Consider the following 16,767-nt stretch of genomic DNA (forward strand, 5'->3'; position numbering starts at 1 on the left):
GTCTTTCGGATCGATCGGTCTCTGAGCGGGGCGGCTCACAGATGTCGGTAGACGTCCTTAAGGGTCAGTCCCTTGGCCAGCATCATCACCTGCAGGTGGTACAGCAGCTGCGAGATCTCCTCGGCCGCATTCTCGTTCGATTCGTACTCAGCGGCCATCCACACCTCAGCGGCCTCTTCGACGATCTTCTTGCCGATGGCATGCACGCCGCGATCCAACTGTGCGACGGTGCCCGATCCCTCGGGCCGGGTGAGCGCGGTGGCGCTGAGCTCGGCGAACAGTTCGTCGAAAGTCTTCACAGTCCCAGGCTAGCCTCTCGCGCACGCTCTCGGAGACCCGTGACGGCCGCCGCGACGTCGTCGGCACCGTACACGGCCGAGCCTGCGACGAACGTGTCGGCACCCGCCTCGGCGGCCTGCGCGATCGTCGCATCCGAGATCCCGCCGTCGACCTGTAGCCAGACGTCGGATCCGCGCCGCTGTGCCTCGGCCCGCAACGCGCGCAGCTTCGGCATGGTCTCGGGCATGAACCCCTGGCCGCCGAAGCCGGGCTCGACGGTCATCACCAGGATCTGATCGAACTCGTCGAGCATGTCGTACAGGGCGTCGCCGGCCGTACCCGGTTTGATCGCCACGCCTGCACGGGCGCCGATCGATCGCAGCCTCCGTGCCAGCGCTATCGGGTCCGCCGCGGCCTCGAGGTGGAAGGTCACACTGGCCGCACCCAGTTCGGCGTATCCGGGCGCCCACCGGTCGGGGTCGGTGATCATGAGGTGCACGTCCAGCGGAATCGGGCTGGTCTGCTGGATGCGCTCGACCATCTGCGGCCCGAACGTGAGGTTCGGCACGAAGTGGTTGTCCATGACATCGACGTGCGCGTAATCGGCGGTGGCGATCCGCGCGAGCTCAGCCTGCATGTTCACGAAGTCGGCGGCGAGGATGCTGGGGTTGATACGCGGCGCACGGGGCAGGCTCATGTCACTCGTCTCCTTCTGCGCCCGAGTCGGCGCCGTTCGTGGTCGGGACGCGCTGCAGCAGCGCGACGAACATGGCGTCGGTCCCGTGGCGGTGCGGCCAGAGCTGGGCGCTGAGCGCCCCAGGCTCGTCCGTGCCACGAGCGGCGAGGTCGATCGGCGACTGCGACATGCCGGTGATCACCGCACGGGCGTCGAGTTCGACGAGGTCGTCGCGCCGGTGCAGCACCTCCGAGACGACTCCGGTGGTCTCGGCGAGGTGCGGTGAGCAGGTCGCATACGCCACGATTCCTCCCGGCGCCAGGGCGTCGGCAGCGGCATCCAGCAGCTGCGTCTGCAGCGCGACGAGCTCGGGTACGTCGGACGGCGACTTCCGCCAACGGGCCTCGGGGCGGCGGCGCAGCGCGCCGAGCCCGGTACAGGGTGCGTCAACGAGGATCCGGTCGAATGCAGCGGGGTGCTGCGCGGCGAACGCCCGTCCGTCCTGGGTGTGCACGCGGATCGGGATCGGCAGCGGCCGTACGGCGTTGCGCACCAATCCTGCACGTGTCGGCACGACCTCATTGGCTTCGAGTGCTGCACCGTGCTGGTGTGCGAGCGCGCCCAGCAGCGCGGTCTTTCCGCCCGGCCCGGCGCACAGATCGAGCCAGCGCTCCCCTTCGCGCACGGGGGCGGCCCCGGCCAGCGCGAGTGCGACGAGCTGCGAGCCCTCGTCTTGCACACGGATCAGCCCGTCGGCGTGCGCGATCGCCTCTCTCGGGTCTCCTCCGGGCGAGCCATACGCGGTCGCCGCGTAGGGACGGCGCGGCTCACCGGGTTCGGCGAGCCCCGGGAGCGCGACGAGGGTCACCTCGGGCGAGAGGTTGTCGGATTCGAGCAGCGCGTCGAGCTCGCCGTCGCGGCCCTCGGACGCCAGCGCGCGACGCAGAGCCCGGATCACCCACACCGGGTGCGCGGTGCGCAGCGCGAGCCGCTCGTCGTCGGATCGTGCTCCCGCCTCGATGCGTTCCTGCCAGGTGTCGGCGTCGTCTCGTCCGATCCGGCGCAGCACGGCGTTGGCGAAACCGGACGCCCCGCGCCCGACTTCCGCTGCGACGAGATTCACCGACTCGTTGACGGCGGCGTGCGGGGCTACTCTGGTCGCCAGCAGCTGGTGCGCGCCGAGGCGCAGCGCGTCGAGCACAGCGGGATCGATCTCGCTGACCGGGCGGCCAGCGGCATCCGCGATGATCGCGTCGTAGGTGCCGCGACGGCGAAGCGTGCCGTACGCGAGCTCGGTCGCCAGCGCGGCGTCCTGGGTGTTCAGGCGTGCTTCGGCGATGAGCTTCGGCAGCAGCAGGTTGGCGTACGCGTCGTCTTCGGTGACAGCGCGGATCACGTCGTAGGCGACCCAGCGGGCCGGCTGGATGCGCGTGCGGCTCATGATCCCACCCGCAATCCATCGTGATCACGAAGGCCGCGCCACCAGTCCGCGGCGTTCATCGCCCCGCGCCCGGCGGGCTGCACTCGGGTCACCTCGAGCGGTGTGCTCGCGGTACCGATCAGCACGGCGGTCTTGGTTCCGCCCAGCTCCCCCGGCGCCAGGCGCGGGGCGTCGGATGCTGCCGGCGCGGCGGCCAAGATCTTGAGCCGGCCCCCGTCAAAGGTCGTGTGCGCCCCCGGTTCGGGTGTGACGCCCCGGTAGCGGGCGTAGATGATGTCGACCGGCTGGTGCCAGTCGAGCAGGCCGTCCTCAAGACCGAGCTTCGGGGCGAGGGTCTCGTCTCCGGCCTGCGGTGTCGCCACGGCGGTGCCGGCCGCGATGTCAGCGACGACCGTGCGGGTGAGGTCGGCGCCGTCGATGGCGAGCACGTCCAGTGCGACGTCGGCGGTCGCGTCGGCGGGAATGTCGACCGCGCGCATCGCGAACACGTCGCCGGCGTCGAGCGCCGGCACGAGGCGGAACACACTCACGCCGATCTCGGTGTCGCCGGCGATCAGCGCTCGCTGTACCGGTGCGGCGCCGCGCCACCGCGGCAGCAGTGAGAAGTGCAGGTTGATCCAGCCCTGGGCCGGCGTCGACAGCAGCGGCTCGCGCACGATGCCGCCGTAGGCGACGATCACGCCGAGTTCGGCGTCGAGCGCGGAGATCTGCGCAGTGACCTCGGCATCGAGTCGTGCCGCCTTGATCACCGGCAACCCGAGCTCGTCGGCGGCCTCGGCGACCGGCGACGGCGTCAGCACGCGCTTGCGGCCGAGGGGGGCATCGGGGCGGGTGACGACCCCGAGGATGTCGTGCTGCGCGGCGAGAGCGCGAAGCGTGGGCACCGCGACGGCGGGTGTGCCGGCGAAGACGAGGCGCATGAAGGTTCTCCGGAGGGTGTTTCGATCAGATGTCTGGTTCGAGGATATCCAGGTGCACCGTCAGTGGCGCCCGTACACGCCCCCGCCCTCGGCGGCTCTGCGCTGCCTGCGCGATCACGGTGGCGCGCAGTCGGGTCGCGACGGCCTGACCCGCCGCATAGCTGAAGCGCACCAGCGCGCGCACCTTCCCCTCGTCGCCGATGGGCACCGGACCGAGCACCGCTTCACCACGGATATCGAGCTCGGCAAGGGCGTCGAGCGCTGCGCGCACCGCGGCCGGCAGCCCGTCGATCTGCGCCACGCGTGCCGTCGGCGGCATATGCAGCGGTGCCCGGGCCTCGAGTTCGCCACGTGCGTATGCGGCCGGCGTCCAGGTGGCCAAGGCTCGGGCGACGGGGCCGTCCACACCCACCAGGTGCACCGGAGCGCCGGGGGCGGCAAGAGCAGCCGCATTGCACCACCAGCGCAGGCAGGACTCTCCGATGCGCAGCTCTGGTGCCTGCAGCATTCGCGACCCGTCGAGCAGGATCACTGCGCGGTATCCGCCGTCGGCGATCGGCTCGGCGCCTCGAGTAGCGACGACCAGGGCCGGCTTGGCATCCACGTGCTGCACGGGGTGGGCACCGTCCGAGACGATCACACGTACGCCGGGGAAGGCGCGCCCGAGCTCATCGGCGGTGCGTTCGGTGCCCGACGAGGCGAGCCGCACCTGATCGGAGTCGCAGTGACCGCAGCGCCACGAGTGCGCAGAACGGCCGCACCACCCGCACACCGGCACAGCGCCACGCCTTCGCGCCCCCAATGGACCACCGCAGTGCGTGCAACGCGCCGGCGCGCGGCAGGTACCGCATACCAGGCTCGGCGAGAAGCCGGGGCGCGCCACCTGCACCAGCACAGGCCCCTCGCCCGTCGCGGCGCGCGCCGCGCCGAAGGCGCTCGACGGCACACGACGGCCGCCCTGCTCCAGCTCCTGCGGGGTGCTCAACCGTACCTGCGGAAGCACCCTTCGCACGGCCGTCACCTCATGCATCCAGCCGCCGGCGACAAGACGCTGCGCATCGGTGGAGCGCGTGTGCCCGACCAGCAGCAGCGCACTGCCCTCCTGCTCTTGCCGCACCAGCGCGGCATCGCGGGAATGGACGTACGGCGCCAACGGCTCACCGAGCAACGGGTCGCCGTCGTCCCAGATCGCCACGAGTCCCGCCTGCACCGGCGCGTACACCGCGGAGCGATTGCCGATGACGACGCACGGCGCCTCGTCGAGGGTGCGCAGGAACGAACGGTAGCGCTCGGGATTGCTCTGGCGGGCGTCGTACCGCGCGACTGCGTCGTCCGGCACCATCGTGGCCAGCGCGGCGAGCAGCACCTCCTGGTCGCGGTAATCCGGGACGATCAGGATGCTGGAGCGCCCCGCGGCCAGTTCGATCGTGGCCGACGCGGCGATCATCTCGGCCCACCCGGGCGTCATACCGTTCTGCACGGGGATCGCCTCGACGGCGGCGCGGCGGCGCTCGGCGAGCACCTCTGCCAAGCCGTCGTAGCGGGCCACGACGGCCTCCGCATCTGATACCGCCTCGGCGGGTACCTCGGGTGGGGCGGCGACGGGTGTCCAGGACTTCTCCACCCGCACCTGGCGTTTGGGGATCGCCAACCGCAGCACATCGGAGGCGCTGCCCGCGGCGCGGTCCGCGACACGTCTAGCGAGCCGGTAGAGCGGATCGGGCATCACGACCGTCGATGAGACGATGCTCTCGATCTCGGAGAGGGTGCGCGAGGGGTCGGGCTCCTCGTCGATCTCGACGATCAGGCCGTCCACGACCCGACCAGCAGTGCGCAGCGGCGCCTTGATCCGAACCCCCGGCTCGACATCACCGAGACCCTCGGGCATCGCGTAGTCGAACAGCCGGTCCAGTTGCGGGAGCGGCGAGTCGATCAGCACCCGCGCGATGCGCCGCCGCCCGGTAGGCACTGTCGCCACCGGTTCGACGTCGTCCGCCTCGGGCTCCGCGGAAGCGGCTTCGGCCGTCACGGCCCCGCCGCTCTCAGACGCCGGCGGCGCGGCGCAGCTCGTCCGCCCGGTCGGTGCGCTCCCAGGTGAAGTCCGGCAGCTCACGTCCGAAGTGGCCGTAGGCCGCGGTCTGTGCGTAGATCGGGCGCAGCAGGTCGAGTTCTTCGATGATCGCCTGCGGACGCAGGTCGAAGACCTCACGGATCGCGCGGGTGATCGTCTCGTCGTCGACGCTGCCGGTGCCGAACGTCTCGACGTACAGACCGACGGGTCGCGCGACGCCGATCGCGTAGGCGACCTGCACCTCGGCCCGCGCCGCGAGACCGGCCGCGACGACGTTCTTGGCTACCCAGCGCATGGCGTAGGCGCCCGATCGGTCGACCTTCGACGGGTCCTTGCCGCTGAACGCGCCACCGCCGTGCCGGGCGGCGCCGCCGTAGGTGTCGATGATGATCTTGCGGCCGGTGAGACCGGCGTCGCCCTTCGGGCCGCCGATCACGAAAGGTCCGGCCGGGTTGATGTAGTACTTGAGGTCGGATGCCAGGTCGAGCCCCGTCTGCTCGAGGACCGGGTCGATGACGCGTTCGCGTACCAGGCCGCGCAGCTCTTCCTGCGAGATGTCGGGGTGGTGCTGCGTCGACAGCACGACCGCGTCGATCGTCTTGGGCACGAGGCCGTCGTAGCCCAGAGTCACCTGAGTCTTGCCGTCGGGACGCAGGAAGGCCAGTTCCCCCGACCGGCGCACCTCGGTCAGCCGCTCCGCGATCCGGTGTGCCGTCCACGCCGCCATCGGCATGAGCTGCGGCGTCTCGTCGGTCGCGTAGCCGAACATGATGCCCTGGTCGCCCGCGCCGAGCAGATCGCGCGGGTCGGTCGAGCTGCCGTCACGGTGTTCGCTGGCCTGGTCGACGCCCTGCGCGATGTCGGTGGACTGCTCCCCCACCGAGATGCTCACGCCGCACGATGACCCGTCGAAACCGGTGTCGCTGGAGGTGTAGCCGATGCGGTTGACCACGTCGCGCACGATCGTGGGGATATCGACATACCCCTCTGTGCGGATCTCACCGGCCACGTGGACCAGCCCCGTGGTGACCAGCGTCTCGACCGCGACACGCGATCCGCGGTCGACGGCCAGCAGTCCGTCGAGGATGCTGTCCGAGATCTGATCGCAGATCTTGTCGGGATGCCCCTCGGTGACGGACTCGGACGTGAACAGACGCAACGCGCTCATCGGTGCTCCAGATCGGTTTCGTGCGGGGCCGTTCTCGGCCCGAAGCCAGTGTGCATGAAGCCGCCGACATCCGCATGCGGATGTCGGCGGCTTACGGTGTGCACGTCACTCGGCGTGACGGATGCGAAGCTTGTCTTCGTTGATCTCGTGCAGCGCGATGGTCAGCGGCTTGTCCTCGACCGACGAGTCGACCAGCGGGCCGACGTTGTCGAACAGGTTGCCCTCGTGCAGGTCGGAGTAGTAGTCGTTGATCTGGCGCGCCCGCTTGGATGCGTAGATCACGAGCTCGTACTTCGACTCGACGCGCTCGAGCAGGTTGTCGATGGGCGGGTCGATGATGCCCTGGTTGGTTCCGGCCATGGTGGACCTCCTGGTCAGGCGACGATGCATCAGATGACGACGTGTCGCGAAAATCGGTGGGAGCGCGCGCTCCGTACGGGACAGAACCCGGTCAGCGCGCAGACCCTGAAGACAATTCTACGACGTCGCGGGCCGCTGTGGCGACGTCGGCGTTCACGACGAGGTAATCGAACTCGTTCTGCGCCGCCAGCTCGGTCCGCGCCGTGCGCAGACGACGGGCCCGCTCCTCGGAGTCCTCGGTGCCCCGACCGACCAGACGGTTGACGAGTTCGTCCCACGTCGGCGGCAGCAAAAACACCAGCGATGCCGAGGGCTCGGACTCCCGCACCTGGCGGGCGCCCTGCAGATCGATCTCCAACAGCACGGTCTTGCCCTGCGCCAGCGCCTCGTCGACGGGACCGCGCGGCGTTCCGTAGCGATGCTTGTTGTGCACCGTCGCATACTCGAGCAACTGCCCCTCTTCGATGAGGCGATCGAACTCGGCCTCGTCCAAGAAGTAGTAGTGCACGCCATCGACCTCACCCGGCCGGGGGCTGCGGGTGGTCGCCGACACCGACAGGTGCAGATCGGGGTTCGTCTCGCGGATGTGCGCGGCAACCGTGCCCTTGCCGACGGCGGTCGGGCCTGCCAGCACCAGCAGACGGCTGCGCCCCTCGCGCGGACGATGCGGCGGGAACCGTTCGTCGAGCCACGCGGTCAGCGCGGCGCGCTGGCGCACGCCGAGCCCGCCCAGGCGCTTGACCGGCGAGATTCCGAGATCCTCGAGCACGCGGTCGCGCTTGCCCGCGCCGATCGCCGGCAGCGCCATCAGGAAGTCGGTGACCCGCATGGTCGCGGCATCCGAATCGGCGTCCTCGAATGCCTGACGCAACACGGCCTGCGGTGCGGTGACCCGCATCGCCAGGTCGCGCTTCAGGGAAGCACGAGCGCGGCGACGCTCGAGCGCCCGCCGCGATGCTGCGGCGCGATCAACGTCGGGAACGGTGCGGTTCTCAGCCACGAAGTACCTCCAGGTAGTGCGCACTGCGCGAGCGGATCGCCTCGGCGATGCCGTCGGGACCCGCGCCGAGGATGCTCCGACTCTCGCTGGCGAGCACGTTGCGCGCCAGCGGGCCGAATCGTCCGGTCAGATCCTCCGGCGTGGCGCCCTGCGCCCCGAAACCGGGAGCGAGGATGGGGGTGCGCACAAGCAGATCGTCGTCGAGGCCGAATTCCGAGCGGTCGACTGTCGCGCCGATCACCAGGCCCACCGGGCCCAATCCGGAGGAGAAAGCATCCGAGTCGTTCACCCAGGTGACATCCCGCGCCACGCGTCGGGCCACCGTCTCGCCGTCGCCGGCGGCCACGTCGACCGGGGTGGCCGTCTGCAGCGCCGCCGCCTCGGGGTTACTGGTCGCGGCGAGCACGAAGACGCCCTTATCGGCGCGGACGGCGCCCGTCAGCGTCTCACGCAGCGACTCCGGCCCCAGGTAGGGGCTCACAGTGAGGGCATCCGCCTCCAAGGGCGACCCCGACTCGAACCACGCCGACGCATAGCCGGCCATGGTCGAGCCGATGTCGCCGCGCTTGGCATCGGCGATCACGATCAGGCCGGCCGCACGCGCGGCCGACATCACGTCCTCGAGCGCTGCGAAGCCGCGGGATCCGTAGCGTTCGAAGAACGCCACCTGGGGCTTCACGACGCCCACCCGGCCCGCCGCCGCTTCGACGACGGCGAGCCCGAAGGCGCGGATACCGTCAGCATCCGCACCCAGACCCCACTGCTCAAGCAACGCGGCGTGCGGATCGATCCCCACGCACAGCGGGCCGTGCTCGTCGAGCGCGGCACGCAGACGTGCGGGGAACGACTCGGTCACACCGACCCCTTGCGGTCGAGCGCGTACTCCTGAAGGCTGCGCACCTCGAAACCGTCGCTGGTGGCGTCCATACCGCTGACCGCCGCGCCGAGCACTGCCATGGTGGTGAACAGCGCCTTGTCGGCGGCGACCGCCGCGGCCCGGATCTCGTAGCCGTCGGCACGCGCCGCTCCCCCGCTGGGAGTGTTCACGACGATGTCGATGCGGCCCTCGTTGATCAGGTCGACGATGTTCTCGGCTCCGCTGTCCTGCGTCTCGCTGAACTTCGACACGACGGTGACGTCGATGCCGTTGCGGCTGAGGATCTCGGCGGTGCCCTCGGTGGCCACCAGGGTGAAGCCCAGCTGCTGCAGACGGTGCGCCGGCAGGATCACCGCGCGCTTGTCGGCGTCGGCGACCGAGATGAACACGGTGCCCGAGACGGGCATTCCGCCGTAGGCCGCAGCCTGGCTCTTGGCGAACGCCGTCGGGAAGTCGCGGTCGATGCCCATGACCTCGCCCGTCGAGCGCATCTCCGGCCCCAGAACCGAGTCGACGACCTTGCCGTCGTGGGTGCTGAAGCGCTTGAACGGCAGCACGGCCTCCTTGACGGCGACCGGAGCGCCCAGCGGAACGCGCGAGCCGTCCTGTGCGGGCAGCATGCCCTCGTCGATGAGCTCGGCGACGGTCGAGCCGGCCATGATGCGGCTCGCGGCCTTGGCCAGCGGAATGCCCAGTGCCTTCGAGACGAACGGCACGGTGCGGCTGGCGCGCGGGTTCGCCTCGATCACGTACAGCACCCCCGCGCTGATCGCGAACTGCACGTTCAGCAGACCGCGCACACCCACGCCCTTCGCGATCGCGAGCGTCGCCGTGCGCACGCGGTCGACGTCGGTGCGACCGAGCGAGACCGGCGGCAGCGTGCAGCTGGAGTCGCCCGAGTGAATGCCGGCCTCTTCGAGGTGCTCCATGACACCGCCGATGTACAGGTCGGTGCCGTCGTACAGGGCGTCCACGTCGAGCTCGATCGCGTCGTCGAGGAAGCGGTCCACCAGCAGCGGCTTGCCCTCCTCGATCACGACCTCATCCGCGGTGCGCACGAAGTAGTCACGCAGCGAGGGGGTGTCGTAGACGATCTCCATGCCGCGGCCTCCGAGCACGAAGCTCGGGCGCACCAGCACCGGGTAGCCGATCTCCTCGGCGATGCGCACCGCGCCCTCGACGTCGATCGCCGTGCCGTTGCGGGGCGCGACGAGCCCGGCGTCGTCGAGCAGGCGAGCGAAGAGCTCGCGCTCCTCGGCCAGGTCGATCGCCTCGGGGCTCGTACCGAGCACGGTGTACCCGGCCGCCTCGATGCCCTTCGCCAAGCCCAGTGGCGTCTGACCGCCCAGCTGGCAGACGACACCGAGGATCGTGCCGCTACGCGCCTCGGCATCGAGCACCTCGAGCACGTCCTCGAGAGTCAACGGCTCGAAGTACAGCCGGTCCGAGGTGTCGTAGTCGGTCGAGACCGTCTCAGGGTTGCAGTTGACCATGACGGTCTCGTATCCGGCATCCGACAGCGCGAACGACGCGTGCACGCACGAGTAGTCGAACTCGACGCCCTGACCGATGCGGTTCGGACCGGAGCCGATGATGACGACCTTGGTGCGGTCGGATGCCGCGACCTCGGTCTCGAAGTCGTAGCTGGAGTAGTGGTACGGCGTCAGCGCGGGGAACTCCCCCGCGCAGGTGTCGACCGTCTTGTACACCGGACGCACGTCGAGCGCACGACGGACGCCCCGTACCTCGGCCTCGTCCACGCCGCGCAGCTGGGCGATCTGCGCGTCGGAGAAGCCGTGCTCCTTGGCGTGACGAATCGTCGCGGCGTCGAGTTCGGCGGCGGATGCCACGGTCTCGGCCACCTCGTTGATCAGCACCATCTGGTCGATGAACCACGGGTCGATCGAGGTCGCCTCGAACGCCTGCTCGATCGTCGCACCCTTGCGCAGCGCCTGCTGCAGCACGACGATGCGACCGTCGGTGGGCGTCTTGGCGATCTCGAGCAGCTCGTCGACCGAGCGCTCCTCCGGGCCCCAGTGGAAGCTCGATCCACGCTTCTCCAGCGACCGCAGCGCCTTCTGCAGCGCAGTGGTGAAGTTGCGGCCGATGGCCATCGCCTCACCGACCGACTTCATGGTCGTGGTCAGCGTGGCATCCGCGGCGGGGAACTTCTCGAAGGCGAAACGCGGCACCTTCACGACGACGTAGTCGAGCGTCGGCTCGAAGCTCGCCGGTGTGACACCGGTGATGTCGTTCGGGATCTCGTCCAGGCGGTAGCCGAGGGCGAGCTTTGCGGCGAGCTTCGCGATCGGGAATCCGGTCGCCTTCGACGCCAGGGCCGAAGAGCGCGAGACGCGCGGGTTCATCTCGATGACGATGATGCGGCCGTTGGTCGGGTCGACCGCGAACTGGATGTTGCAGCCACCGGTGTCGACGCCGACGGCGCGGATGATGTCGATCGAGATGTCGCGCAGCTTCTGGAACTCACGGTCGGTGAGCGTCAGCGCGGGTGCCACGGTGATCGAGTCGCCGGTGTGCACGCCGACGGGGTCGACGTTCTCGATCGAGCAGACGACCACCGTGTTGTCGGCGGTGTCGCGCATGAGCTCGAGCTCGTACTCCTTCCACCCGAGGATCGACTCCTCCAGGAGCACCTCGTTGGTCGGCGAGTCGTGCAGGCCAGCGCCACCGATGCGGCGCAGGTCCGCCTCGTCGTAGGCGAAGCCGGAGCCGAGACCGCCCATGGTGAAGCTCGGGCGCACGACCAGCGGGTAGCCGAGCTCTTCAGCGCCTGCCAGCAGCTCATCCATCGTGTGGCAGATCACCGACTTGGCGACGTCGGCGCCCGCCTCGAGCACGAGCTCCTTGAACACCTGACGGTCTTCACCTCGACGGATGGCATCGACCTTGGCGCCGATGAGCTCGACGTCGTACTTTGCCAGGATGCCGCGCTCGTGCAGCGCCATGGCGGCGTTCAGCGCGGTCTGTCCGCCGAGGGTCGGCAGGATGGCATCCGGCTTCTCCTTGGCGATGATCGTCTCGATCACCTCGGGAGTGATCGGCTCGATGTAGGTGGCGTCGGCGAAGTCGGGGTCGGTCATGATCGTGGCCGGGTTGGAATTGACCAGGATCACGCGCACGCCCTCTTCGCGCAGCACACGGCACGCCTGGGTGCCGGAGTAGTCGAACTCGCAGGCCTGACCGATGACGATCGGGCCGGAGCCGATCACGAGAACGGAGTTGATGTCGTCGCGCTTGGGCATTACTTGCTGGCCTCCAGGGTCGCGATGACGAGATCGCGGAAGCGGGTGAAGAGATAGTGGGCGTCGTGCGGGCCCGCCGCCGCCTCGGGGTGGTACTGCACCGAGAAGGCCGGGATGTCCAGGGCGCGCAGCCCCTCGACGACCTGATCGTTGAGTCCGACGTGGCTGACCTCGACCGAGCCGAAGCCGTTCGGGCTGTCGAAGACACCCTCGACGGGCGCGTCCACGGCGAAGCCATGGTTGTGGGCGGTGATCTCAACGCGGCCGGTGGCCTTGTCGAGCACGGGCTGGTTCAGTCCGCGGTGGCCGAACTGCAGCTTGTACGTGCCGAGCCCCAGGGCGCGGCCGAACAGCTGGTTGCCGAAGCAGATGCCGAAGTAGGGCAGACCGGCCTGCAGCACCTCGCGCAGCACCGCGACCTGTGCGTCGGATACCGAAGGGTCGCCGGGCCCGTTGGAGTAGAACACGCCGACCGGATCGATCGAACGGATCGCGTCGAACGACGACGACTGCGGCAGCACGTGCACGTCGAAACCGAGAGCGGCGAGGTTTTCGAGCGTTGCCCGCTTGACACCGAGGTCGATGACGGCGAGGTTGCCGATCCGCTCGGCCGTGGCGGGCAGCACGTACGTCTCGGCGACCGAGACCTCTGCCGACAGGTTCTGACCGGCCATCTCGGGGGCAGCCGTCACGCGGATCAGCTGCTCCGCGGGATCAAGGGCAGCATCCGCTCCCGAGAAGACACCGCCGCGCATCGCACCGGCATCGCGGATGCGGCGCGTGAGCGCACGCGTGTCGATGCCACTGATACCGACGATTCCGTCGCGGATCAGTGCATCATCGAGGGACTCCTCGGCACGCCAGTTCGACGCCCGGCGGGCGGGGTCGCGCACGATGTAGCCGGCAACCCAGATCTTCGCCGATTCGTTGTCCTCGGCGTTCATACCGGTGTTGCCGATGTGCGGCGCGGTCTGCAGCACGATCTGACCGGCGTAGGACGGGTCGGTGAGCGTCTCCTGGTAGCCGGACATGCCGGTCGCGAAGACGACCTCGCCAAGGGTGGTGCCGCGCGCGCCGTAGGCGCGGCCGACAAAGCGGGTGCCGTCCTCGAGGACGAGTACGGCGGAATCTGCGGTGAGGGCGGTCAAGAGTTCACTCCGTTCTCCGGAGCGCCGCACAACTGCTGGAGCTCCGGGAGGATCTGCTGGGGCTCGGCTGCCGAGAGCCGAAGGTAGGTGTCGACGAGGATCCCATCGGCGACCCGCCAGTCAAGGCGGATCAGGCCGGACGGCTCCACGACGCGGTCGATGGTGACGGTGGCGACGTCGGCACCGGCGAGCCGGTCGGCCGAGAGAAACACGGTGGGTGCGCCATCAAGGCTCAACGCGACGCCACGGTCGGTCAGCGCGAGCTCTCCGCGAGCGCGGTATGCGAGCGGTCGCACCGCGGCGCGCTCCAGAGGCTGACCGTGCTTCGTCGTCGCCACGTGCAGCACCTCGTACCGTGCCGAGACCTCGGCGTGTTCGGGAACCCCGAGCGGTGCGGTGAGACCCGAATCGCGACGCAGACGCGCGCGCCACGCGAAGAACATCGTGAGGAGGATGGCCGCCGCGATGGCGGCCATGATCAGGCCGGCAAGTTCGCGCGTCACTTCGACTCGCTCCGCTCGCTCAGCACATCGCACTTCGACTCGCTCCGCTCGCTCCCGACAGACCGCAGATCCTCGACGAGTTCCCCACCGTCGAGAGTCACGACACCGCCGTGGATGGTCCACTGGACGCGACCGGGAAGCTCCCGTCCGAGGTACGGCGAGTTTTGGCTGCGACCGTGCAGGTCGGACTCGGTGAAGACCCCGGGCACGTTCGGGTCGTACAGCGTCACGTGGGCGGGCTTTCCGACTTCGAGCGCCCCGAAGCCGTCGAGCTGCCCGATGCGCGCGGGCGCGGCGCTGAGCACACGCGCCACGTCGGCCCAGTCGAGCTGGCCGGTCGCCACCATCGACTGGTGCACGACGCGCAGTGCGCTCTCCAGGCCCACCATGCCGTTCGCGGCGGCCTGCCACTCGCAGGCCTTGTTCTCAGCGGGGTGCGGGGCGTGGTCGGTGGCGACGATGTCGATCGTGCCGTCGGCGAGACCCTCGCGCACGGCCATGACGTCCTCCTGCGTGCGCAGCGGAGGGTTCACCTTGTACCGGGCGTCGTAGTCGCGCACGAGTTCATCGGTGAGCAGCAGGTGGTGGGGGGTCACCTCGGCCGTGACCTGGATGCCGCGCTTCTTGGCCCAGCGGATGATGTCGACACTGCCCGCCGTGGACAGGTGGCACACGTGCAGGCGCGAGCCGACGTGCTCGGCGAGCAGCACGTCGCGGGCGATGATCGACTCCTCGGCGACCGCCGGCCAACCGGCGAGGCCCAGCTCTGCCGAGACGATGCCCTCGTTCATCTGGGCGCCCTCGGTCAGACGCGGGTCCTGTGCGTGCTGGGCGATGACGCCACCGAACGACTTGACGTACTCCAGGGCGCGGCGCATGATCAGCGGGTCCCACACGCAGAAGCCATCATCGCTGAACACGCGCACGCGTGCCCGCGACGACGCCATGGCGCCCAGCTCGGCGAGGCGCTCGCCCTTCTGCCCGACGGTGACAGCGCCGATCGGTTGCACGGTGGCGTAGCCGGCTGCCTCGCCGAGGGCGAGCTCCTGCTCGACCACGCCGGCGGTGTCGGCGACCGGCTGCGTGTTCGGCATCGCGAACACGGCGGTGAACCCGCCGGCGGCGGCCGCACGGGTACCGGTCAGCACCGTCTCGGATGCCTCGAAGCCGGGCTCACGCAGATGCGTGTGCAGGTCGACCAGGCCGGGCAGGGCCACCAGCCCGGCGGCGTCGATGACGCGCGCTCCGGACCGGTTCAGCCCCGTTCCGATCTCGGCGATGATGCCGTTCTCGATCACGATGTCGGCGCTCTCGCGTCCGAGCAGCTCGACTCCTTCGATGACGAGGGTCTGGCTCATTTCACTTCCCCTCGTTCGTCGTTTCGTTCGCCTGCGAGCAGCAGGTAGAGCACAGCCATGCGCACCGCGACGCCGTTCGTGACCTGCTCGAGCACGGTCGAGCGCGGCGAATCGGCGGCCTCGGAAGAGATCTCCAGGCCCCGGTTCATGGGTCCGGGGTGCAGAACAATGCTACCTTCCGGCAGCGCCGCCGCACGCACGGCGTCCAGACCCCAGAGCCTGGAATACTCCCGCTCAGTGGGGAAATACGCGGCGTGCATCCGCTCGCCCTGAATGCGCAGCATCATCACCGCGTCGGGTCCCTCTGCCAGCGCGGCGTCGAGGTCGTACAGCACCCGCACCGGCCACTGCGAGACGTTCTGCGGCACGAGCGTGGGAGGCGTCACGAGCGTGACGTCGGCTCCGAGCAGCGACAGCAGCCAGACGTTCGAGCGAGCCACGCGGGAATGCAGTACGTCGCCCACGATCACGACGCGCAGCCCGGCGAGGTCACGACCGCGGCTGTCGGCGCCGTGGTGGCGTTTGCGGATGGTGAATGCGTCGAGCAGCGCCTGAGTCGGATGCTCGTGCGTGCCATCACCGGCGTTGACCACGCCGGCCGAGATCCAGCCGCTGGTCGCGAGCGTGCGGGGCGCGCCCGAGGCGGAGTGACGGATGACGACAGCATCCGCCCCCATCGCCTCCAGGGTCTGGGCGGTGTCCTTCAGGCTCTCGCCCTTCGAGACGCTGGAGCCCTTCGCTGCGAAGTTGATGACGTCGGCGGAGAGACGCTTGGCAGCGGCCTCGAACGAGATGCGCGTGCGGGTGGAGTCCTCGAAGAAGAGGTTGACCACGGTCTTGCCGAGTAGCGTCGGCAGCTTCTTCACCTGGCGCGACTGGGTGTCGGACATGTCCTCGGCTACGTCGAGGATGCGCAGGGCGGTCTCTCGGTCAAGCGTGCGGGTATCGAGCAGGTGCCTCATGATTCGATCGTCACCTCGTCGCTGCCGTCGAGCTCGCGCAGACGCACGTTCACGCGTTCGGTGCGGGCGGAGGGAATGTTCTTGCCCACGAAGTCGGGGCGGATCGGCAGTTCGCGGTGTCCGCGGTCGACAAGGATCGCGAGGCGCACGGCCGCGGGGCGGCCGATGGACTGCAGCGCGTCGAGTGCCGCGCGGATGCTGCGACCTGAGAAGAGCACGTCGTCGACGAGGACGACGGTCTTGCCGTCGATGCCGCCCTCGGGAATGTCCGTGCGCTTGGGTGCGCGGGTCGGATGCTGCGACAGGTCGTCTCGGAAGAGCGTGATGTCGATCGCTCCGACGGGAATGTCGACGCCGGCGATGCCGGAGATGACCGGCCCGAGCCGCTCGGCGAGGGTCACGCCGCGGGTCGGGATGCCGAGAAGGACAAGGCCTTCGGCGCCGCGATTGGATTCGAGGATCTCGTGGGCGATGCGCGTCAGAGCGCGCGATATATCGGCTTCATGCAGCACGGTGCGTGCAGACAACGGCCACGTCCCTTCTCCGCCTCTCCGGACGGGGTTAAAGGTTGGTGATGACACCAGTCTAGCGAACCCCGCCCGCGCTCGCGGCCGCGCGAGGTGCCCCGCGCGCCGTCTCGCGCGCACGAGAACAGGACGGATGCTGAGAACAGGACGATCCTGCGGAATTCGTCCTGTTCTCGTGAGATCGCCTGTTCTCAGTGACACCAGACGGCGGAGT

At 69.4% G+C, this 16,767-nt stretch carries 15 protein-coding genes; all 15 read right to left on the reverse strand.

Features of this window, described 5'->3' with window-relative positions; translation table 11 throughout:
• Nucleotides 1–35: 35 nt before the first annotated feature.
• Entirely contained in the window at nucleotides 36–299 is a 264-nt protein-coding gene (locus tag PTQ19_RS07695; RefSeq protein WP_179410813.1) for a phosphoribosyl-ATP diphosphatase, read from the reverse strand.
• Entirely contained in the window at nucleotides 296–976 is a 681-nt protein-coding gene (rpe, locus tag PTQ19_RS07700; protein ID WP_274366927.1) for a ribulose-phosphate 3-epimerase, read from the reverse strand. Before rpe ends, PTQ19_RS07695 begins: the two co-directional genes overlap by 4 nt.
• A 1-nt stretch (nucleotide 977) precedes the next feature.
• Complete coding sequence (locus PTQ19_RS07705; protein WP_274366928.1) at nucleotides 978–2,396, reverse strand: RsmB/NOP family class I SAM-dependent RNA methyltransferase; 1,419 nt, start codon at nucleotides 2,394–2,396, stop codon at nucleotides 978–980.
• A complete protein-coding gene (fmt, locus tag PTQ19_RS07710; protein WP_274366929.1) occupies nucleotides 2,393–3,316 on the reverse strand; it encodes a methionyl-tRNA formyltransferase in 924 nt (307 codons plus the stop codon). Before fmt ends, PTQ19_RS07705 begins: the two co-directional genes overlap by 4 nt.
• A 25-nt stretch (nucleotides 3,317–3,341) precedes the next feature.
• Entirely contained in the window at nucleotides 3,342–5,285 is a 1,944-nt protein-coding gene (locus PTQ19_RS07715; RefSeq protein WP_274369055.1) for a primosomal protein N', read from the reverse strand.
• A 73-nt stretch (nucleotides 5,286–5,358) separates the two neighbouring features.
• Nucleotides 5,359–6,555, reverse strand: coding sequence for a methionine adenosyltransferase (gene metK, locus PTQ19_RS07720; RefSeq protein WP_179410808.1), 1,197 nt, complete (start codon nucleotides 6,553–6,555; stop codon nucleotides 5,359–5,361).
• Between the two features lie 105 nt (nucleotides 6,556–6,660).
• Entirely contained in the window at nucleotides 6,661–6,915 is a 255-nt protein-coding gene (rpoZ, locus tag PTQ19_RS07725; protein ID WP_179410807.1) for a DNA-directed RNA polymerase subunit omega, read from the reverse strand.
• A gap of 91 nt (nucleotides 6,916–7,006) precedes the next feature.
• Nucleotides 7,007–7,915 (reverse strand): guanylate kinase, encoded by a 909-nt coding sequence (gmk, locus tag PTQ19_RS07730; RefSeq protein ID WP_274366930.1) that lies wholly within the window; start codon nucleotides 7,913–7,915, stop codon nucleotides 7,007–7,009.
• Nucleotides 7,908–8,771 carry an orotidine-5'-phosphate decarboxylase gene (pyrF, locus tag PTQ19_RS07735; RefSeq protein WP_274366931.1) on the reverse strand — a complete coding sequence of 288 codons (864 nt, stop codon included), beginning with the start codon at nucleotides 8,769–8,771 and terminating at the stop codon, nucleotides 7,908–7,910. Before pyrF ends, gmk begins: the two co-directional genes overlap by 8 nt.
• Nucleotides 8,768–12,055 carry a carbamoyl-phosphate synthase large subunit gene (gene carB / locus PTQ19_RS07740; RefSeq protein ID WP_274366932.1) on the reverse strand — a complete coding sequence of 1,096 codons (3,288 nt, stop codon included), beginning with the start codon at nucleotides 12,053–12,055 and terminating at the stop codon, nucleotides 8,768–8,770. The genes pyrF and carB overlap by 4 nt, the downstream gene beginning before the upstream one ends.
• On the reverse strand, nucleotides 12,055–13,203 hold the full coding sequence (carA, locus tag PTQ19_RS07745) for a glutamine-hydrolyzing carbamoyl-phosphate synthase small subunit (RefSeq protein ID WP_274366933.1): 1,149 nt from the start codon (nucleotides 13,201–13,203) through the stop codon (nucleotides 12,055–12,057). Before carA ends, carB begins: the two co-directional genes overlap by 1 nt.
• On the reverse strand, nucleotides 13,200–13,706 hold the full coding sequence (locus PTQ19_RS07750) for a hypothetical protein (RefSeq protein ID WP_274366934.1): 507 nt from the start codon (nucleotides 13,704–13,706) through the stop codon (nucleotides 13,200–13,202). The genes carA and PTQ19_RS07750 overlap by 4 nt, the downstream gene beginning before the upstream one ends.
• Nucleotides 13,703–15,064, reverse strand: a complete 1,362-nt coding sequence (locus PTQ19_RS07755) for a dihydroorotase (RefSeq protein ID WP_274366935.1) — start codon at nucleotides 15,062–15,064, stop codon at nucleotides 13,703–13,705. Before PTQ19_RS07755 ends, PTQ19_RS07750 begins: the two co-directional genes overlap by 4 nt.
• Entirely contained in the window at nucleotides 15,061–16,026 is a 966-nt protein-coding gene (locus PTQ19_RS07760; protein WP_179410801.1) for an aspartate carbamoyltransferase catalytic subunit, read from the reverse strand. Before PTQ19_RS07760 ends, PTQ19_RS07755 begins: the two co-directional genes overlap by 4 nt.
• On the reverse strand, nucleotides 16,023–16,553 hold the full coding sequence (gene pyrR, locus PTQ19_RS07765) for a bifunctional pyr operon transcriptional regulator/uracil phosphoribosyltransferase PyrR (RefSeq protein ID WP_179410800.1): 531 nt from the start codon (nucleotides 16,551–16,553) through the stop codon (nucleotides 16,023–16,025). The genes PTQ19_RS07760 and pyrR overlap by 4 nt, the downstream gene beginning before the upstream one ends.
• Nucleotides 16,554–16,767: the final 214 nt, after the last annotated feature.

Origin of the sequence: Microbacterium esteraromaticum, from assembly GCF_028747645.1 — a bacterium.
GTDB lineage: Bacteria > Actinomycetota > Actinomycetes > Actinomycetales > Microbacteriaceae > Microbacterium > Microbacterium esteraromaticum_C.